12 protein-coding genes and 1 pseudogene are annotated in these 19,276 nt (G+C 70.1%); 8 read left to right on the top strand and 5 right to left on the bottom strand.

Annotated features, from left to right (window positions below):
• Positions 1–48: 48 nt before the first annotated feature.
• From G4D85_RS18715 to G4D85_RS18690, 6 genes are all read left to right on the top strand, one after another.
• The gene (locus G4D85_RS18715; RefSeq protein ID WP_164013816.1) at positions 49–975 is read left to right on the top strand and encodes a hypothetical protein; all 927 of its coding nucleotides are present in this window, start codon (positions 49–51) and stop codon (positions 973–975) included.
• Between the two features lie 132 nt (positions 976–1,107).
• Positions 1,108–2,769, top strand: coding sequence for an adenylate/guanylate cyclase domain-containing protein (locus tag G4D85_RS18710; RefSeq protein ID WP_164013813.1), 1,662 nt, complete (start codon positions 1,108–1,110; stop codon positions 2,767–2,769).
• Entirely contained in the window at positions 2,766–5,144 is a 2,379-nt protein-coding gene (locus G4D85_RS18705; RefSeq protein ID WP_420821713.1) for a serine/threonine-protein kinase, read from the top strand. The genes G4D85_RS18710 and G4D85_RS18705 overlap by 4 nt, the downstream gene beginning before the upstream one ends.
• A gap of 156 nt (positions 5,145–5,300) precedes the next feature.
• Positions 5,301–7,007 (top strand): ELWxxDGT repeat protein, encoded by a 1,707-nt coding sequence (locus tag G4D85_RS18700; RefSeq protein ID WP_164013812.1) that lies wholly within the window; start codon positions 5,301–5,303, stop codon positions 7,005–7,007.
• Between the two features lie 210 nt (positions 7,008–7,217).
• On the top strand, positions 7,218–8,435 hold the full coding sequence (locus tag G4D85_RS18695) for an MxcI protein (RefSeq protein ID WP_164013810.1): 1,218 nt from the start codon (positions 7,218–7,220) through the stop codon (positions 8,433–8,435).
• Between the two features lie 16 nt (positions 8,436–8,451).
• Positions 8,452–9,087, top strand: coding sequence for an MXAN_6652 family MXYO-CTERM-anchored protein (locus G4D85_RS18690; RefSeq protein WP_164013808.1), 636 nt, complete (start codon positions 8,452–8,454; stop codon positions 9,085–9,087).
• A gap of 157 nt (positions 9,088–9,244) precedes the next feature.
• Here the strand turns inward: G4D85_RS18690 and G4D85_RS18685 are convergent, their stop codons facing one another.
• Positions 9,245–10,012 carry a hypothetical protein gene (locus G4D85_RS18685; RefSeq protein WP_164013806.1) on the bottom strand — a complete coding sequence of 256 codons (768 nt, stop codon included), beginning with the start codon at positions 10,010–10,012 and terminating at the stop codon, positions 9,245–9,247.
• 344 nt (positions 10,013–10,356) lie between these two features.
• Here G4D85_RS18685 and G4D85_RS18680 point away from each other — a divergent pair, with 344 nt between their 5' ends.
• Entirely contained in the window at positions 10,357–11,295 is a 939-nt protein-coding gene (locus tag G4D85_RS18680; protein ID WP_164014454.1) for a hypothetical protein, read from the top strand.
• A 60-nt stretch (positions 11,296–11,355) separates the two neighbouring features.
• On the opposite strand, the gene G4D85_RS18675 is transcribed toward G4D85_RS18680, so the two are convergent.
• The 3 genes from G4D85_RS18675 to G4D85_RS18665 form a co-directional block, all read right to left on the bottom strand.
• Positions 11,356–13,728 (bottom strand): hypothetical protein, encoded by a 2,373-nt coding sequence (locus G4D85_RS18675; protein ID WP_205525601.1) that lies wholly within the window; start codon positions 13,726–13,728, stop codon positions 11,356–11,358.
• 159 nt (positions 13,729–13,887) lie between these two features.
• Positions 13,888–15,495, bottom strand: a complete 1,608-nt coding sequence (locus G4D85_RS18670; RefSeq protein WP_164013804.1) for a sigma-54-dependent Fis family transcriptional regulator — start codon at positions 15,493–15,495, stop codon at positions 13,888–13,890.
• A gap of 13 nt (positions 15,496–15,508) precedes the next feature.
• A complete protein-coding gene (locus G4D85_RS18665) occupies positions 15,509–16,342 on the bottom strand; it encodes an MBL fold metallo-hydrolase (RefSeq protein WP_164013802.1) in 834 nt (277 codons plus the stop codon).
• Between the two features lie 345 nt (positions 16,343–16,687).
• Between G4D85_RS18665 and G4D85_RS50740 the strand changes: the two are divergent.
• Positions 16,688–16,753: pseudogene (locus tag G4D85_RS50740) on the top strand (Smr/MutS family protein); the annotation flags it as partial.
• 48 nt (positions 16,754–16,801) lie between these two features.
• On the opposite strand, the gene G4D85_RS18655 reads toward G4D85_RS50740, so the two are convergent.
• Positions 16,802–19,090: a Kelch repeat-containing protein gene (locus G4D85_RS18655; protein ID WP_164014452.1), complete on the bottom strand. Its 2,289-nt coding sequence runs from the start codon at positions 19,088–19,090 to the stop codon at positions 16,802–16,804.
• Positions 19,091–19,276 lie beyond the last annotated feature (186 nt).

Here is a 19,276-nt window from a genome sequence, read left to right as displayed (position 1 = left end):
CTCGCGGATTGAAGCGCGAGCGCCAGGAAGGGCATAACGTCGGACTCCATGAGGCTTCTTCCCGTCCCGCTGCTCGCCCTGGGGCTCGCCCTGACGCCCGGCTGTGCCACCACGCTTTCCACCATGCAGACGGCCCGGACTCTTGAGCCGGGGCAGGTCCAGGTGACGGGGGGGATGGGGGTGTTCCTCCCCGTGGGAAACCTCATCCGGGTGGTGGACACCGGCATCGAGCAGGGCGAGGAGGCCCGGGACGCGGTGGACGACGACCGCCCCTACACCCTGAGCGAGGAGGCCCAGCAGCGGCTCCTCACGGCCGGGGTGGCGCTGATGGTGGCCCCGCCGGGCGTCAACCCGGAGCTGTCGGTACGGGTGGGGGTGGTGGACCGGGTGGACGTGGGGCTGCGCTACAGCGGCATCTCCCTGAGGGCGGACGCCAAGGTGCTCCTGTTCCACGGTGGGCGGGAGCAGGGGGGGCGGATGGAGGCCGGGGAGCGCTCCTATGACGTGGCCCTGGGGCTGGGGGTGGCGCGCCACTTCTTCTCCAGCCCGGTGTTGGACGTGCTGGAGGTGGTCCAGATGAACGACTTCAGCCGCTACGACATCGAGGTGCCGCTGTACGTCAGCGCGGACTTCGGGGACATCTTCAAGCTCTATGGTGCGCCCAAATACGTCTACAGCCGCACCCGGCTGGACCAGCAGCTGGTGGACTACTCCCAGCAGGGGGCGCCGGTGTCGGGCTTCGACGCGGCGCTTCCCGCCACGGTGGACAGCCACTTCGTGGGCACCACCGTGGGCATGTCCCTGGGCTACCGGTACGTCTACCTCTTCGCGGAGCTGACAGGAGGGTACGTCATGTGCAATCCCACCCTCTTCGGGGTGGAGCGGAGGTTGGGGAGCGTCACCTTCTTTCCCTCCTTCGGGCTGGCGGTCCGGACGGGGGCCTCGGAGGGGGGGCGGAGTGGCCGGGGGCGCTGACAGGCCGTCCCCGGGGCCGGACGCTGACCGGCCGTGCAGTCCTTCGTCTGTTGGGAGGAAAGGGGGGATGGCGTCGAGCGTTCCCCGGATTCGGGCGGCAATGGTACTGTCCGCCCCGGTGAGGATTCGCGCGTGACCCAGGCCCCCGCCCCATTCGCTCCGAAACCCGGGCAGATCCGCGGCCCCCGCCTGACCGGGCGCTTCGCGGACGGCAGCCTTGGGGAGTTCCCCCTGGGACCGCTGACCTCCCTGGGCCGGCATCCGTCCAACACGCTCCGGCTGGTGGACCGCGAGGTCTCCAAGGAGCACGCCATCATCGAGCGTGTGGGCAAGGACTTCGTCCTCAAGGACCTGGGCTCGTCCAACGGCACGTTCGTCAACGGCCGGCGGGTGAAGGAGCTGAAGCTGCGGGACGGGGACGAGGTGGCCCTGGGCTCGTCGCGGCTCATCTTCCACAGCGGCGAGCCGGCGGTGAACCACAGCGCGCCCACCGCGCCCGGCGTGACGGTGGTGGCGCAGTCGGTGTCCATGCCGGCCTTCCTGGCGCAGATGGACCAGGTGCCGCAGAACTTCCGTCCGGTGGAGCTGGTGACGGACGTGGAGGCGCTGAAGCGCGACTACGAGAAGCTGCGCATCGCCCACGAGTTCCACCGCGAGGTGAGCCTCCAGGGCAACCAGACGGGCCTGTTCGAGCAGATCCTCAAGGTGGCCTTCAAGCTGCTGGCCGCGGACCACGGCGTCATCCTGAAGGTGGCGGACGACGGCCAGTTCATCCCCGCGGCGGTGCACCACCGCACGGGCAAGGCCGTCAACGTCATGCTGTCGGACACCGTGCTCAAGCGCGTGGTGGAGACGCGCAAGGCGGTGCTGACGGCGGACGCCATCATCGACGAGCGCTTCTCCGCGGCGGAGAGCATCGTCGCGCAGGGCATCCGCTCCGCCATGGCCGTGCCGCTGATGGTGAAGGAGAAGATCAAGGCGGTGCTGTTCCTGGACAGCCGGCAGCAGATCAACGCCTTCTCGGAGAAGGACCTGGCCATCCTCTCCGGCATCGCCGCGCAGGCCGGCATCGCCCTGGAGAACTCGGTGCTGGCCGAGCAGATCCGCAACGAGGCGGTGACGCGGGCGGAGCTGAGCCGCTTCCTGTCCAAGGCGGTGGCGGACGCGGTGATTGCCGGCGAGGCCGAGGACCTGGCGCAGAGCCGGCTGGCCGAGGTGAGCTGCCTCTTCGCCGACATCCGCGGCTTCACGACGATTTCGGAGAACGAGTCTCCGCAGGCCGTCGTGGACATGCTCAACGGCTTCTTCACCGCGATGGCGGACGTGGTGTTCCGCCACGAGGGGAACCTGGACAAGTTCATCGGCGACTGCGTCATGGCCGTCTGGGGCCCGCCCCTGTCCCACCCGGACGACGCGGCGCGGGCGCTGCGCGCGGCGCTGGAGATGCAGGACGCCGTCGCCGCGCTGAACCGGACGCGCGTGTCCGAGGGCAAGCAGCCGATTGAGGTGGGCATCGGCGTCAACACCGGCCAGGCGGTTGTCGGCTACATGGGCAGCGCCGAGCGGCACGAGTTCACCGCCATCGGCGACACGGTGAACACCGCGTCGCGCCTGTGCGGCATGGCCAAGAGCGGCGAGGTGCTGGCCTCGGAGTCCACCGTGCGCAAGGCGGGGAACGGCTTCGACGTGGAGGGCCTGCCGGCCATGCAGGTGAAGGGCAAGGAGAAGGCCGTCCCGACGTACCGGGTGCACGGCGTGGAATACACCACCGCTGCTTCTCCGCGCCGCGCATGATGACGACGCAGACCTGTCCCAACTGCGGGACGCAGCACGACATCCGGGTCTACGTCAGCGGGCAGAAGCTGACGTGCCGTTGCGGCATCCGGATCGAGGTGCGTCGCGGGGACTCGGGTGCCGCGGTGGGCTCGCGCAACACGGTGGTGCCGGGCGCCAGCGGCGTCTTCGACCGCCGTTCCCGGAGCGGGAATGGGGTGACGGTGGTTCCCGGCTCGGGCGTTCCGTCCACGGGCCTGAGCCTGAACGGGGCGGCGCGCGTGGGGGACAACGTGACGTTCGTCCCAGGCTCCGAGCCGGCGGGTGTCCTGGCCCAGTCCTCGGGCGTCTCCGTCGTGCGGCCGGTGGCGGCCTCGGCCGTGTCCCTGGCGGTGGACCCGGAGGCCCCCCAGGGGGCGCCGGCCAACGAGGATGAACCCGTCGCGGGGGGCGTCGTGCTCCCGGGCGTGGCCGCGCCGGCGGAGGTGACGAGCGGGGTGGCGACGCCCGCCGACGTGGCGGCGGCGAAGGACCTGCCGGTGGAGGCGACGGTGGTGCGCTCCTCGGTGAGGACTGGAAATGGGACGGCGCACTCGGACATGGGCGAGCAGGACCTGAGCACCTTCGTGGCGGGCGGGAAGGTGGACCTGCCGGGCTTCGAATTGCTGGAGATGCTGGGCCGGGGCGGCATGGGCGAGGTGTGGCTCGCCAGGCAGCAGTCCCTGGGGCGCACGGTGGCGGTGAAGCTGCTGCCGCCGCGGCTGGCGAAGGATCCGGAGTTCGTCACCCGGTTCGAGAAGGAGGCCACGGCGCTGGCCGCCCTCAACCACCCGCACATCATCCAGATCATCGACCGCGGCGTGGCGGGCGAGCACTACTACTTCGTCATGGAGTACGTGGAGGGCCGCTCGCTGCGCGAGGCGATGGCGGCGGGCCTCACGCCGGAGAAGGCGCTGAAGCTCCTCCTGTCGGTGGCGCGGGCGATTGAGTGCGCGCACGACAAGGGCATCATCCACCGCGACCTGAAGCCGGAGAACATCCTCCTGGACGGGCGCGGGCACGTGAAGGTGGCGGACTTCGGGCTGGCGGGCATCCGCGCGCAGGACTCGCGGCTGCAGCTCACCGCGACGGCGGTGGCCATGGGCACGCTGAACTACATGGCCCCGGAGCAGCGGCGCGACGCGAAGAACGTGGACGGGCGCGCGGACCTCTTCTCCATTGGCGTCATTCTCTATGAGGTGCTCACCGGCGAGCTGCCGCTGGGGCGCTTCAAGCTGCCCTCGGTGAAGGTGCCGGGGCTGGATCCGCGCGTCGACGACGTGGTGGAGCGGCTGCTGGAGACGGACCCGGAGGCGCGCTACGCGAAGACGGGCGAGCTGTGCGCGGCGCTGGAGGCGATGGTCTCCAGCACGTCCTCGCCGGGGCTGCCGCCGAGCGAGGTGGAGGGGCGGGTGGTGCCGGCGGGCACGCGGTCGGCGAGCAAGCTGTCGCGCCGGGTGAAGCTGGGCTGGCGGCGGGTGCGCGCGGGCCTGTCGGTGGTGGGCGGGCTGGCGATGCTGGGCTTCGCGGTGCGGTCGTTCGTGGGGCCGATGAACCTGCACATGGGCGAGGACGACAAGGTGGTCATCGGCACCAACGGCCTGCAGTTCCGGGGGAGTGACAAGCCGTGGCCGCCGAATACCTATGGCGAGGTCTTCGCCTCGCTGAACCTGGTGGCACCGCAGAAGCCCGGTGGGACGTCGCGGTTCGAGGTGGGGTTCGACAAGGGCGAGGAGGAGATCAACGTCCACAGCGGCCAGTGGACGCTGGTGGACGGGCAGCTGCGGGCGGTGCAGGGCGGCAAGGAGACGGACGGGCAGCGGCTGGTGCCGCGCGCGTACGTGGCGCACCGCTACTTCTCCATCAACGACTTCCGGGCGGAGGTGTTGATGGGCGTGAAGCCGCTCGGGAAGGATTACCCCGAGGAGCCCGACGCGCAGCACTACGGCGAGCTGGCCTTCCGCATCAAGGATTTGCAGCTGTCGGCCTTCGCCATCCCCGGGGCGGGCATGCGGCTGGCGTGGCGCTACTTCACGGATGACGGCCAGGAGGTGGTGGGCAACAGCGCGCTGGACACGGACAACCTCGTCGAGGACGAGATGCCGCTGCCGGCGCATGGGCCCTACCTGGTGCGCCTGCAGATGCAGCGCGTGAAGAACGGCGGCGTCCTGGTGGAGGCGTTCCTGAACAACGAGCGCTTCGCGCGCAAGCTGCTGCCGGGCCTGGAGAACCGCGTCGGTAAGGTGGCGCTCGGGTGTCGGAACCTGGAGTGCACGTTCGACGACCTCAAGATTCGCGGCGTGCTGGAGTCCCGCCCGCAGCGCCGGGTCGCCAATGGCGCCGGGGGCGTGGAGTAGGGCGCTCCGGCTCCCCCTTCCCGCGAGCACCCCTCCCGGCGGAGGGTGATGTCCTGCGCCGCTCCCGTGGAGCGACCTCGGGGGGGCTGGGCTGTCACAAGCTGGCTCCCAGATTCCCAATCCGTTGCGGCATGCGCCGCTTCCGGAGGGGACGTCATGAAATGGCCCTGGTCGTCGTTGCTCGTGTTCTCACTCTTTCCCCTCGTCGCGTCCTCGGGCGAGCTGGAACCTGGCGCCGGTAGTGGGGAGAGGAGCGGTTCCTGTCCGCGGCCGGATGCGCCGCCGGCCTTCCTGCTGCGGGACATCCGCCCCGGACTGGAGGGCTCGGGCCCGTTCCTCTTCGCGGAGACGGGCGGCACCTTCTTCTTCATGGCCTTCAACGAAGCCTACGGCTACGAGCCCTGGGTGAGTGACAGTACGCCCGCGGGGACGCGGCTGCTGAAGGACGTCAACCCCGGCCCGGCGAGCGGGTTCTCCACCGAGGACGCCGACTTCAGCTCGGCCGTGGTGGGCGGCGACTTCTACTTCCCTGTCACCGATGGCGTGTCCGGCATCGAGCTGTGGACGAGCGACGGGACGGCGGCGGGCACCCGCCTCGTCGAGGACATCAACCCCGGCCCCGCGAGCTCCAAGCCGTCGTTCCTCCTCAACCTGGGGAGCGGAAGGCTGCTGTTCCGGGCCGATGACGGCGTCCGTGGCTGGGAGCCGTGGACGAGCGACGGGACGGAGGAGGACACCGATCTGCTCAAGGACATCGACCCGGGTCCCACGGGGTCCGGCGGCCCCTTCGCGCCCTTGCGCGTCGGGGGGCGGGCGTACTTCGCCGCGAACGACGGCACCCAGGGTGGCGAGCCGTGGGTGAGTGATGGGACGCCACGCGGCACCCGGCTCATCGCGGACGTGAATCCCGGAGCGGATGGCTCGAACACCTTCGGGTTCACGCCCGTTCGTGGGCGGGTCGTCTTCCAGGCGGAAGATGGCACCCACGGCGCCGAGCTGTGGGTGACGGACGGGACGGAAGGGGGGACCCACCTCCTGATGGACATCCGCCCGGGTGCCGCCGGCTCGTTCCCCGGGAGTTTTGTCGCCGCCGGCAACCGGGTCTTCTTCACCGCGGACGATGGCGAGCACGGCGGGGAGGTGTGGGTGACGGATGGAACGGACGCCGGCACCCGGCTCGTGCGCGACATCCTGCCGGGAGGAGGGAACGGCTTCTTCGGGGGGAACATCGGCGTCCTCGGCCGCACGGCGTACTTCGCCGCGGACGATGGCGAGCACGGCGTCGAGCTGTGGCAGAGCGATGGGACGGAGCGGGGCACCAAGCTCGTGCGGGACATGATCCCGGGGCCGGCGAGCGGCTTCCCCCAGGGGCCGGAGTTCTTCGCCACGGGCGAGCGGCTCCTGTTCGGCGCGGATGATGGGCTGACGGGCATTGAATTGTGGAGGAGCGACGGCACGGAGGAGGGCACCGTGCTGTTGCAGGACATCCGCCCCGGGCCGGAGGGCTCCCTGCCGGTGGCCTTCACCCAGAGCGGAGGCCGCATCCTCTTCGTCGCGAACGATGGCACGCACGGCGAAGAGCCCTGGCTCCTGCCGCGCTCGGTGCTCTCCGATTTGCGCGCGCCCCGCATCACCTGCCCGGGCACGGTGGAGGTGGAAGCGACGGACGCCTACGGGGCCGCCGTGCGGTTCCCACCGGCCCGCGCCGAGGACACCGTCACCCGCTGCCCCTTCATCCGCTACAGCCACGAGCCCGGGAGTGTCTTCTCTGTCGGCACCACGCGTGTGACGGCCACCGCGACGGACACGGCCGGCAACTCCGCGAGCTGCACCTTCAAGGTGATGGTCCGCGCCAGACGGTGAAGCGCCCGTGGCCGGCGCGGGTGCTTCACCGCTTCAGGGGAGCCCCCGCCGGCATCCTGGATTTTGAGTTTGAGCACCGGCTTCTTGACATGGGGGCTTTCCCCATTTATTGGCGATATTGAGAATGCGTATCATTTCCATCTTCGAGGGCCGCGAGCCCCATCGGATGGAGCCACGCACTCATCCCCCCGCCGTCGAGAGGCCATTCTGATGAGGCAGCCTGTTGCTTTTTCTTCCCTGAGAGTTCTCACCGCGCTGCTCGCTTTGTCCCTGTTCGTGGGTTGTGGTGACTCGGACGAGCCGGGGAATGACGCCAATTCGCCGCTGTATGCCATCACCACGCAGCAGCTCGTGGCGGACCCGGTCGAGAGCTATGTGGTCGTGACGGCCGACGCGGAGCGGACCGCGTCGCTCTCGCTGACCAACGCCATCAAGGTGCCCGGCCGTGCGCTGGGCGTGGGCATTCCCAAGACGGGCTCGCTCTACGTGGTGAGCGATGAGAGCGCGACGGTGACCCGCTACACGCTCAACAGCGCTGGCGCCCTGGAGCCGTCGGGCACCGTGAGCTTCGCGAGCCAGGGCGTGAGCTCACTCGGGGAGTACCAGGCCAACTTCCAGTTCATCTCGGAGACGAAGGCGTACTACTTCGACGGAACCACCGCGCAGGTCGTCATCTGGAATCCCTCGGCGATGACCGTCACGGGGCGCATCCCGCTCGATGCGCTGGTCATCCCGGAGACCCTCCTGGCCTTCTCGGGCGCGGTGGTGTGGGTCGATGCGCAGCTCATCATGCCCGTGGGCTGGCGTCCGGTCTCGGGCGTGGGCATCACCCGGAAGGCGGGCGTGGTCTCCATCGACACGGCGACGGACGTGGCCACCATCGCCACGGATGACCGTTGTGGCTACACGCATGACGCCGCCGTGGGCCTCGATGGCCAGGTCTACGTCGCGACGGAAGCCTACGGAGCGGCGGTGCGCCGGGTGGTGGGCGCGGACGTGCCCGAGCCGTGCCTGCTCAGGTTCGACCCGCGGACGCGGCGATTTGATTCGACCTTCTACCGCTCTCTCTCGGGACTGGTGGGGGGCGGGACCGCGGGCGCGCTCATTCCGGGGGCCACGGGGACGGCCTACGTGCGCGTGCTCGACGAGAGCATCGCTCCGGTCACCGAGGGCACCCATCCTCGCACCGTGGCGAGCGGGACGGGCTGGCAGTGGTGGGAGCTGAAGCTCGACACGCTGACCGCGACGCGGAAGGCCGACTTCCCGTCCACCTCGGGCAGCGTCTTCCTCTTCGAGTCGGAGAACCAGACGCTCTACACCGAGTTCGGTGCGGGGGCCGCGTCCACGACGCTGCATGTGCTGGGAGACAGTGGCAAGGCCACGGTGACCACGCAGGGGCTGTCCTTCTCGTTCCTCCAGCTGCGCTAGCGCCCCCGACAATCCCATGAGACTTCCAATCCGAATCGCAGGGGTTCTCGCCGTTTCCCTGTCGTGGTCGACTCCCGCCTTCGCCACCAGCACGGGCATCACCGGCCAGTCCGGCAAGGAGGGGCCGGCGTGCAGTGTCTGTCATCAGGGCGGCACGCTGCCCACCGTCGTGCTCGAGGGCCCCTCGTCCCTGGCTCCGGGTGAGACCGGCCAGTACAGCTTCATCATCCGGGGCGGAGCGGCGAGGACGGGAGGCGCGGACATCTCCGTGGACGTCGCGGCGGCCAGCCTCCAGGCGGGCACCGGGCTGAAGAAGCTGGGAAGCGAGCTGACCCACTCCGCGCCCCGGGCCTTTACCGACAATCAGGTGCGCTTCGACTTCTCGCTCGTGGCTCCCGCGACGGATGTCACGCTCACGCTCTTCGGCGCCGGCAACTCCTCCAACGCGGATCTGGACAGTAGCGGCGACCGGGCCGCGGCGACGAAGCTGACCGTGAGGGTGGGGAACGGGTCGCCCGTCGTGACGCCGGATGAGGATGGCGGTGACGGCGGCGGAGGATGCGCCACCGCGGGCAGCGTGCCCGCGTGGGGCCTCGTGATGGCAGGTGTCTCGCTGGTCCTGCTCCGACGCCGCCGCCGCCGCCGCCGTTGAGGCTGCGGCTGTCGCGGGGAGCCAGGCCGCCGGGTCTCGGGGGGGAAGCCAATCCCCTTCGAGTCCTGGCGCGCCTGCCCGCGAGAGAGCTTCGCTGGACGCGCCTGGAGAGGTGAGGCGCGGACGGCGAAGCGCCCGTCGACGGCGCTCTTGTTCCTCAGAGTGGGAGCCAGGCGACGCGCAGGCCCAGCGTGAACAGCGCATGGAAGCCGTCGTCCACGGGGGGCAGCGCGCTCGTCTGGGCGGGCAGGCCGGGCAGCGTCACCGTCCGCTCTCCCGTCCGCACCGTGTAGCTGCCCAGGGACGCGGTGAGGATGGGGCCCAGGAACCACGAGCGGGTGAGCCGCACGTCACCCCCGAGGCTCAACCGGGCGAAGGTCGGCCCCCGGTCGGTGGAGGACGTCTCGACCCGGGCGGTTACCGGGCCCACGTCGGGCACAGGGATGGTCCTGTCTCCCTCCCCGCTGCTCTGGCCAATCTCCAGCCCCACGCCGAGCGCCACCCACGGGTCGAAGCCAGCGCCGGGCGAGATGTGGAGCCGGACCTCGGGACCCAGGCGCCATTGTTTGGCTGAGCATTCGAACCCCACCGGACAGGAGCGGTCGCTCTCCTTCGTGAACACCTTCTCGTACGAGCCCCACACCCCGAGGTAGAGGTGTGGGCTCGCGCGGTAGCCCACTTCGAGGAGGACGGGGAGGGTGACGCTGGAGGCGTCGGTGAGCTTCAGGTCCTCTGGCTGCCCCGTGGTGGGTGACACGCCATTCTTGTAGACGTAGCCCACGCCTCCGCCGACCCCGGTGCTCAGTGCGAGCTGCAACCCGGAAGGGCACTCCGACTCTGGAGAGTCCGATTCCCGGGCCGCCGCCATTGGCGCGAACCCGAGGGTGATGACCACCGCCAACGTCCAGCAGCGCCTTCCAGTCATGGGAGTTCCCCCTGCGTGAGCAGCGCCGCGCCAGCCATGGAAGCGGCGCCTGCCGCCGGGATGGCGCGCCGGGCACCGCCGTGTCGAGGACGACCGAAGGACTCGCGGACTGCATTCAACGACCCACGAGCCGTGTAGCGTTGGCATCCCTCCGCTCACAAGCGGCCGGGCGTCGGGGGCGGAGGTTGGGCAGGCGTCGGTTCATGCCGCCACGGCCGTGTCCTGTCGGCGAATGGACACCCGCATGCCCGGCGCGCGGCCTTGCACGGGTGGGAAGGCATCCCCACCTTGCCCCGGTCGTGGTCCGCCATGAGGCGACCGCGACGAGCCTGGCGGGGGACGGGATGGACCTGTTGCGCATCCTGCTGGCACCGCTCTACGCGGCGTGCCTGGCGGCGCTGGTGGTGGCGGCGTTCACCTTCGGACGGAGGGACTCGTCCGCGCACCCATGGCGCACGCCGCTGGTGTGGTTCGGCATCCTGGCGGTGGGCTCATTCTGCGTGGCGCTGCAGTTCCGCGGCGGTCTCGGACAGGTGCTTTCCGCGGAGGTGGTGCCCAAGGCCGCGGGCCTGGCGTTGCTGATGGTGGCCGCCGGGCTGGCGGTGCGGGGCTCGCGCTCACGCACCCGGGCGGACGTGCTGCGAGCCTCGGTGCCCCGGTCGCTGGACGAGGCCGTCGCCTCGCTGCGCGCGGGGACTGCGCCGGGTTGGGGCGTGTACCAGGGCAGCCTGGATGACGCCGATGCGCTGACGTCTCCGGGCGGTGTGCCCTGCGCCTTCTACGAGGCGGAGGTGCGCGAGGTGGCGGCGGACGGACGCAAGGGCCCGATGCTGTCTCGCGAGCGCGCCTACGCGCCGGTGCTGGTGCTGAAGGGGAGGCAGGTGAGGGCGTCCGTGCGCTTCTCCCCATCCACGCTGATGGCTCCCGTGGAGGTGCGCCGCTGCCAGGCCCTGCCGGGGACGGTGCCCGCCTCCTGGTACGAAGAGGCGCCCGTGACGGACTCCGGGAGCCCGGCCCACATGCGGGCCTCGGAGCCGGAGGCCCTCTCCTGGGAGCGCGTGGGCGAGCCAGGAGCGCCGTGCTTCGTGGTGGGCGAGCTCCGGCGCGGGCCCCAAGAAGGCTCGTACGTGCTGTGCGGGCGGGACGGAGGGCCGGCGCTGGTGGTGCTCGGTCCCGAGGCCCCTGTCTCCGGAGGCCTGCTGGCCCGCCGCGCCTGGACGCACTTCGCGGCGGCCGGAGCGCTGTCCATGACCGCCGCGCTGGTCCTGTCCCGGGTGATGTAGCCCCGCGTACCAGGAGCCCGGGTGCGGCGACCCGGGCTCCCGTGATTCAGCTCAGGCGACTCAGCTCCCGGTGCCCCGGGTGGTGGAGAACACCAGCTGCTCCCCGCGGTCCGCCATCGTCACCGAGAACGTCCGTTCCACGCCGGCCAGGCCCAGCGGCGTCGCGCGGGACAGCTCCGACAGCAGCGAGCCCGCGGCGCGCAGGTGGAAGCCCGTGTTCCACATGCCCTCCAGCTCGCCGAACACGGTGCGCAGCTCGTCCGGCGCCTTGCGCTCGTCGATGGCCCGGCGCAGCCGCACCATGCCGCTGACGAAGGCCTGGCACTTGGCCAGCGTGCCCCGGTTCTTCTCCGTCACCTGGGCGAACGTGAAGCTGCCGGCGTCGGGACGCCACTCGCTCTCGATGAGCAGCAGGTCCTTGCCCAGCTCCTTCACCGTGGGGTCGTTCCGGAGGAAGTGCTCGGCGATCTGCGCCGCGCGCGTCGGCGCCAGGTCTCCGGACATGAGGCTGCCCTTCTGCTGCACCTCGCGCAGGTAGGCCTCCCACATGGGCGCGTACACGGCCCGCCGGAACTCGGCGGAGGCGCGCGGCGTCTGCTCGCTCCACGGCATGGCCCGGGCCAGCGCCCGCGAGAACAGCCCCACGTCGAGCTCCTGCACCTTCGGCACCAGCGCGCGGAAGGTGTCATCCGCCATCTTCAGCTCGAGCCGCGTCTCGATGGGCTCCTTGCCCAGGTCTCCCTGGATCGTGCCCATGACGGCCACCGCGTCCGCCGCGTCCAGCACGCCCCACACGACAGCGTCGTCAATGGCCGCCTGGAACTCCTTGCGCGACATCTTCTTCTGCCGGCCCCACAGCATCAGGTGCAGGCCGTAGCGGAAGTCCGAGGCCACCGGAGTGGGGGAGAACCGCTCCATGTCCGCCTTCAGGTCCACCACCCACTGCCCGCGGTTGCCGAGCAGCTTGTCCTCGTAGCCGCGCCGGCCCACGAAGGCCTGGCGCCGCGCGCCCTGGAAGTTCTCCTGGGTGACCCAGGTCTCCTTCCGGGAGCTCTGCGCCTTGAGCACCTCGAACGAGCCGAGCCCCAGCGAGAAGCCATAGGCCTGCTGCCGCGTGAGCGACGCGGTGTGGAGGTAGTTCTTCAGCTCGAAGGACTTCTGGTTCTCCGGCAGCTCCCGCATCCACTTCAGCAGGTCCACCAGGTTGCCCTTGATGAGCGAGCCGTGGAAGCGCATCGCCGTGGCGTCGTCCACCACCACCTCCAGCAGCGTGGAGGACTCGGACAGGCGCAGGTACTCGTGCTGGAAGCCGGAGGCGATCTGCGTCTTCACCACCTCGTCCAGCTTGCCCTCCACCTTCTTCTTGAAGTCGTCCCAGGCCGCCTTGACGTTGGACAGCTCGGCGAGATTCGGGTCCAGGCCGATGCGGTCCAGCGCGGCGCGCAGCACCTTCTTCTGGAGCTCGTCCAGCTTCAGCTTGCTGGCCTTGTCCACCAGCGCGTCCATCACCTGCACCGCGCTGGCGTTCGCCGGCGTGCCCAGCTTGCCGGCCAGCTCAAGCAGGGCCGGGCCCAGGAGCGCGTCGAGCACGTGGCCGAGCTGCGCCTTCACCGCCCCCACGTCCACGAACTCCACGGTGACGCCCACTCCCGCGCCGAGCGTGGCCTCGTGCGACTTCGCCTTGCGCATGGCGATGCTGATGCGCCCGGGACGTGGCCGGGAGAAGGTGAGCTGGTAGTCGTCGGTGATGCCCACCTTGGCGGACACGCCCGCCTTCACGTCCGTCTTCAGGGCCAGCAGCTCACTGCCACGCACGAAGGCCAGCCGGCCCAGGTTGGAGGTGAAGAGGTCCGCCCAGTTGAGCTCCAGCCGCGTCTGGATGTGGCCGCGCGCCTGCCACGCCAGCGCATCGCCCGTGGCCAGCTTGGCCAGGTCGGTGACCTGCATCAGGCGCAGGTCGGCGAGGTCCATCTTCGCGGCCTCTCGCATGTTCCGCGCGAGCGGGTGGGCGCGGTAGTCGCTGAGCGTGACGGACAGCTCGCCCCCGGTGCCGGCCGAGAGGAAGGCCAGGTTGACGCCCGCCGCGGACTTCACGCGCGCGGTGACCTGGTAGCGCATCCACCCCTGGTCTCCGCCGAGCAGCAGCTGCGGCCTGGGAGCACCGGGCGTCGCCTCGTCCTGCGTCGCCTCGCCCACCACGTGGTTCTCGTCCACGTCGCCGGGCGAGTTGAAGTTGCGGACGGAGGCCTCGCCGCCTGCCTCGAAGGAGAGGGTGAAGTCGGTCAGGTTCAGCTTGGGCGGGAGGATGTTCTCCGTCGTGAAGGTGCCCTGGGCGAGGGACACCTTGATGTCCTGGTCGAGGAGCTTCACGTCCGGAACCTGTCGAGCCACCTCGTCCGGGAGCTTCGCCAGCAGCTTGTTGACCACCTTCATTCGGTCCCCCTGGGGTATGGCCTCGCGGCCATGGAGTTCGAGCCCTCTGGTCGTACGCCGACCGCGTGCCCGGAACAAGCCACCCGCCCCAATTGACCGCCAGTCACCGGAAGCCCTGCCCCGGAAGACAGGGGCGTGCGCAACCCCTCGCGCGGCGCGTCAGGCCTCGTCGCCCAGGCCGTACTCCTTGAGCTTTCGCGACAGCGTGTTGCGGCCAATCTCCAGCACCCGCGCCGCCGCCGTGCGGTTGCCCTTCACCGCGTCCAGCACGCGCAGGATGTGGCGCCGCTCCACCTCCGCCAGCGGCAGGAGGCCGGCCTCGGCGGAGCCACCGGCAGCGGCCTCGCTCGCGACGCGGTCTTCACCCGACGCGGGAGCGGCGGAGACGGAAGCGGGCGCCGCGCGGTCCAGGTTGGGCAGCGGCAGGTGCTCCTCGAGGATTTCGCCCTCGCACAGCACCACCGCGCTCTCGATGCAGTTCTCCAATTCGCGCACGTTGCCGGGCCAGCGGTAGCGCTTGAGGCGCTCCAGCGCCGCAGGGCTGAGGCGGGGCGGCTGCAACCGGTGGCGCTTGGCCACGGCGGCGACGAAGTGACGCGCGAGCCGCTCGATGTCCTCCGCGCCGCGCTCGCGCAGGGGCGGCAGCACCACCTCCACCACCTTGATGCGGTAGTAGAGGTCCTCGCGGAAGCGTCCTTCCGCCACCATGCGGGCGAGGTCCCGGTGCGTGGCGGCGACGATGCGCACGTCCACCTTCACCGCCTGGGTGCCACCCACGCGCTCGAACTCGCGGTCCTGGAGGACGCGCAGCAGCTTGCCCTGCACCGGAAGGGGCAGCTCGCCAATCTCGTCGATGAACACCGTGCCGCCGGTGGCCGCCTCGAACTTGCCGGGCATGCGGTGGTCCGCGCCGGTGTAGGCGCCCCGCTCGTGGCCGAACAGCTCGTTCTCAATCAGCGTGGCCGGCAGCGCGGCGCAGTCCACCTTGATGAAGGGCTGATCTCTCCGGGGGCCGTTGACGTGGACGGCGCGGGCGAACAGCTCCTTGCCGCTGCCGCTCTCTCCACGCAGCAGCACCGTGGCGTCGGTGGGCGCGGCCTTGCGCACCAGTCGGTAGATGGTCTGGAGCTGGGGAGACTCGCCGATGATGCGGTTGAAGAAGTAGCCGACGGGCGCCTGGGGCTGGTCCTTGGCGCGCTGGAGCTCCTGGTAGAGGCTGGTGCTCTGCAGCGCGGTGCTCACCTGCGAGGCAATCGCGGTGAGCCGCTCTGTGTCGTCCGCGGTGAAGGTGTCTCCGCCGCGCCGGTTGAGGACCTGGAGCACGCCGTAGAGGGCGCCGTCCGCGTCGCGCAGGGGCACCGCCAGCAGGCTGGTGGTGCGGTAGCCCGTCATCCGGTCGATGTCCGCGAAGAAGCGGCGCTCGCCGCGCGGGTCCGGCACGTTGATGGCCTGGCCCATCTCGGCCACGGTGCCGGCGACGCCCTGGCCCAGCTTGACGCGAATCTGTGACACCTCCGGCAGGTGCGCCGCGCGGCTGAACAGCTCGCGGCGCGCCGGGTCCAACAGCCACAGCGTGCCCCGGTCCGCCTGCATCGTCGTGGCGATGCGGTCCATCAGCGTCTGGAGGAACGCGTCGAGGTCCACCTCCCGCCCGACAAGGCCGCCGAAGGGGAGGAGGACCTGGGTGATGTCCGCGGGCGGGTGGGGCATGGGGGGCAGCGGCGGAAGGACGAACGCCGCGGCTTCACCATAGCATCCGGAGGGCATGGGGCCGCCCCTCTCAGGCCGCGTGGCCGAGGACGAGCCGCTGGCCCTCACGCGCGGGCTCGACGACCGGGAAGAGCGAGCGGGCCTGCTCGGCCATGTCCTCCAACACCTCGTCCGGGTGCGCCGGGTCGTGGTGGAAGAGGCACAGCCGGCGCGCGTTCACCAGCTTCGCCACGCCCGCCGCGTCCATCATCGTCGAGTGGCCCCAGCCCTTCTTGGGCATGCCCTTGCGGCCCTCGTACTCGTCGGGCGTGTACTGGGCGTCCAGGCACAGCACGTCCACGCCGTCGAAGAGGCGCGCCACCTCGGGGGCGAGGTCCTGCATGCGCACCTCCACGTCCGTGGCGTAGACGAACGAGTGGCCGTCCGCCTCCACGCGGTACGCGAGGCACCCCTGCGGATGCGGCACGTCGATGGGCGTCACCTTGAACGGGCCCACCTCCACCGGCTGCGCGTGCAGCGCGGAGCGGAAGTCCATCCGCGAGCGCATGGTGGACAGCGGCACCGGGAAGTGCGGCGGCTGCATCTGCGCCGCCAGCTCGGACTGGAGCGCCTGAGCGCCGTTGGCGCCGGGGCCGTACATCGTCAGCTCCGACGTGGGCAGGTACGCAGGCGTGAAGAAGGGGAAGCCCTGCACATGGTCCCAGTGCAGGTGCGAGAAGAACATGGTGGCCTTCTGGGGAGCGCCCTCGCGCATCATGACTTCGCCCAGCGCCCGGATGCCCGTGCCCGCGTCGAGGATGAGCCGGTGGCCCTGGCTCGTCACCTCCACGCACGCCGTGTTGCCGCCAATGCGCGAGCCCGACACCGCGATGCTGCCCCGAACCCCGTAGAAGCGGACTTCCATGATGAGTCTCCTTAAGTGGGGTACATCCTCTTCGGACGCCCTGACACCCGGAGACATGAGCACGTGGAGTGCCAAGTCTAACTGGCTGGATTTATTGGGGTGGATTTGCCCGATGTGGAGCGGTGCACCATTCTGGATCGCCACCGGATGGTGCGGGCGCGCCATTCCGGAGCATCCGGGCTGACGGGGGTTGCGGCTCTAGGCGGAGGACGCGGTCGGCTTCGTGCAGCCGGTCGAGGTTCCCATCGACGGGAACCTCGACCGGCACCTCTTTCACCCTCGTGAGGTGAAGGAGCTCGTCACCGAGCACCTCTCTGGGCCTGCCGCGAGAAGGGCCTGCCCGACGTGCGAATCGTCCACGGCAAGGGCACCGGCGCGCTGCGGTGCACCGTGCACACGCTGCTACCCCGGCTGCCCGAGGTGGAGTCATTCCGCCCGGCTTCGGAGGCGGACAACGGGTCAGGGCGTGTAGAGCTCCGCCGAAGCGACGTACGCCCCATTGTATCCCCCCACGCAGAGCACCTGGCCGGAGGGGAGCAGGGTGGCGGTGAAGGAGTAGCGCGCCGAGACCATGGAGCCGGCGGACGCCCAGGTGCTGGTGGCTGGGTCGTACACCTCGGCGGAGCCCAGGGGGTAGTTGGGGCTGTAGTCTCCCGCCGAGACGAGCACCTTGCCGGAGGGAAGCAGGGTGGCGTTGGCGAGCGAGCGGCCGATGGACATGTAGGTGGTCGAGGACCAGGCGTTGGTGGCCGGGTCGTACAGCTGCGCGTAGGCGCGGGCGATGGTGAACCAGCCGCCCGTGGCGAGCACCTTGCCGGAGGGGAGCAGGGTGGCGGAGTGGTAGGTGAGCGGCGTGCTCAGGGTTCCGGCGGGGGACCAGGCGTTGGTGGCCGGGTCGTACGCTTCCGCGGTGGAGACGAGGTTTTCATTCCCGCCCCCCGAGACGAGGACCTTGCCAGAGGAGAGCAGGGTGGCGGTGTGGCTGCGGCGAGCCGTGCTCAGGGTTCCGGCGGGGGACCAGGCATTGGTGGCTGGGTCGTACACCTCCGCGGTGGAGAGGTGGGCGCTGCCCGAGTAGCCCCCCACGATGAGCACCTTGCCAGATGAGAGCAGGGTGGCGCTGTGACTGCTGCGGGCGCTGGTCATGTCGGCGGCGGAGGACCAGGTATTGGTGGCCGCGTCGTACAGCTCCGCCTGGCGGAGAGAGGTGCTGCCATTGATACCCCCCGTAACGAGCACCTTGCCGGAGGGGAGCCGGGTGGCGGTGTGGCCGTAGCGCGCCGAGGTCATGGGGGGGGTGGCGGACCAGCCCTTGGTGTTCGGGTCATACAGCTCGGCCTGGGAGAGGCTGCCGCTAGCATTGTTGCCTCCCGCGATGAGCACCTTGCCCGTGGGAAGCAGGGTGGCGGTGTGGCTGCGGCGGGGGGACGTCATGGTGCCTGCGGACGACCACCCGCTGGGTCCACATGTCGGCAGCCCGGAGACGGCGAAGGTCTTGGAGGCAGATCGGCCGTAGGCATTGGTGACGACCGCGGTGACGGAGGGGGTGACGCCCGCCTGCGCGCACGAAGTTGGCGTCCACACGACGTGGCTGGTGGTGGCGGTCGTCTGCTCCGAGGCCAGCGAGCCGAGGTTGGTGCTCCAGGCAAACGTCATGGCGCTGGCCTGCGGGTCCATCGCGGTGACGTCAAACGCGACGCTCTGGCCCGGGGAGGCTGCGGTGGAGGATTGGTAGAAGTGGGTAAAGACAGGCGCGAAGCGCTCGGTGGAGGCGGAGGTGACGCAGAGGTTGAGGGTCCCCGTGCTTTGCCCCCCGCGACCGTCCTGGACCGTGAGGGTAAGCCGGCAGTTGTTGCAGGCGCTGGAAGGGACGGAGGAGGGGACGAAGGAGGCGGCGCTGGACGTCGCAGCTGTCCAGGTGCCCGGGCAGGAGGCGGTCCACTGATAGGAGAGGGCATCCCCATCCGCATCGGAAATGCTGGCGGAGAGCACGGTGGACTGGCCCGCGTCCAGGCGGTTGAGCGAGGCGGAGACCTTGGAGACGACGGGGGAGAGGTTGAATGAGATGGCGACGGCGACTTCGCCGGTGCTGGCGCCGGAGACGACGTTGATGGCGAGGGAGAGGGAGATGGCGGTCCCCTGGGAGTCCATCACGGAGAGGGTCAGGGTCTGGACGCCGGTGGCGGAGGGCGCCGTCCAAGAGGTGGAGGCCGCGCTGGCGGCGGAGAAAGTGCCGCCCGTGGCGGTCCAGGTATAGGTGAGGGAATCCCCCGGATTGGGGTCCTGGGCCGCCCCGGTGAGGGTGAGAGTGCCTCCCGTCGGGACGGAGGTGGTGGACGCGACGACGGACTCGATGACGGGGGCCTCATTGCCATAGGCAGGAGGGGGCGTTACCTCCTGGAGGGTAAGTGCCACGGCTGTCGTCTGGTTGGCGGTGATGGTGACGCCCCCCGTCTGGCCCTGGAAGCGAAGGGTGCCAGAGGAGTCGAAGGCCTCGGCGAGGAAGGAGCGGTTGGAGTCAGCGGGGAGGTTGCCGATGAGGCCGCCCCATACGCCATTGGATTTGGCCAGCTCGACGACATGGGAAGGCATGTCAGAGGCGGAGACAGTCACCCTGACGCGGGTGATGTCATTGGAGGAGAGTGCCTGGGACACGGAGGCGGCGAACTGAACAGCGCCGGTCGGCTGAGAGGTGCAGGCTGCGAGGGTAATCAGCACGGCGGCGAGAAAAGGGAGACGTCGGTGCATTTGCACGATTTGTCCTTCAGGGTGGCGGTGGTGTTTCGGGGTTGTGTTCAAGCTGAGAACAGGCCACGTCACGCTCAGGGGGCGGAGATGCGGCGAGCCATGCAAGAACTCGTCGCGTTTCTCTCCCATGCGTAGCGGTCCCTTTCTCCCCGATGCAGCATGAGTGGGTACTCGGCTCGTCCCGGG

The organism is Pyxidicoccus trucidator (assembly GCF_010894435.1).
In the GTDB taxonomy this organism is placed as follows: Bacteria; Myxococcota; Myxococcia; order Myxococcales; family Myxococcaceae; genus Myxococcus; species Myxococcus trucidator.
Note: the sequence above shows the minus strand (reverse complement) of the source record. Positions and strands in the feature narration are given on the sequence as shown.

What these genes read in the sequence shown, in the direction of transcription:
- G4D85_RS18715 (WP_164013816.1), top strand. Translation starts at nt 49, where the DNA reads ATGAGGCTTCTTCCCGTCCCGCTGCTCGCCCTGGGGCTCGCCCTGACG.
- G4D85_RS18705 (WP_420821713.1), top strand. Translation starts at nt 2,766, where the DNA reads ATGATGACGACGCAGACCTGTCCCAACTGCGGGACGCAGCACGACATC.
- G4D85_RS18700 (WP_164013812.1), top strand. Translation starts at nt 5,301, where the DNA reads ATGAAATGGCCCTGGTCGTCGTTGCTCGTGTTCTCACTCTTTCCCCTC.
- G4D85_RS18695 (WP_164013810.1), top strand. Translation starts at nt 7,218, where the DNA reads ATGAGGCAGCCTGTTGCTTTTTCTTCCCTGAGAGTTCTCACCGCGCTG.
- G4D85_RS18690 (WP_164013808.1), top strand. Translation starts at nt 8,452, where the DNA reads ATGAGACTTCCAATCCGAATCGCAGGGGTTCTCGCCGTTTCCCTGTCG.
- G4D85_RS18685 (WP_164013806.1), bottom strand. Translation starts at nt 10,012, where the DNA reads ATGACTGGAAGGCGCTGCTGGACGTTGGCGGTGGTCATCACCCTCGGG.
- G4D85_RS18680 (WP_164014454.1), top strand. Translation starts at nt 10,357, where the DNA reads ATGGACCTGTTGCGCATCCTGCTGGCACCGCTCTACGCGGCGTGCCTG.
- G4D85_RS18675 (WP_205525601.1), bottom strand. Translation starts at nt 13,728, where the DNA reads ATGAAGGTGGTCAACAAGCTGCTGGCGAAGCTCCCGGACGAGGTGGCT.
- G4D85_RS18670 (WP_164013804.1), bottom strand. Translation starts at nt 15,495, where the DNA reads ATGCCCTCCGGATGCTATGGTGAAGCCGCGGCGTTCGTCCTTCCGCCG.
- G4D85_RS18665 (WP_164013802.1), bottom strand. Translation starts at nt 16,342, where the DNA reads ATGGAAGTCCGCTTCTACGGGGTTCGGGGCAGCATCGCGGTGTCGGGC.
- G4D85_RS18655 (WP_164014452.1), bottom strand. Translation starts at nt 19,090, where the DNA reads ATGCACCGACGTCTCCCTTTTCTCGCCGCCGTGCTGATTACCCTCGCA.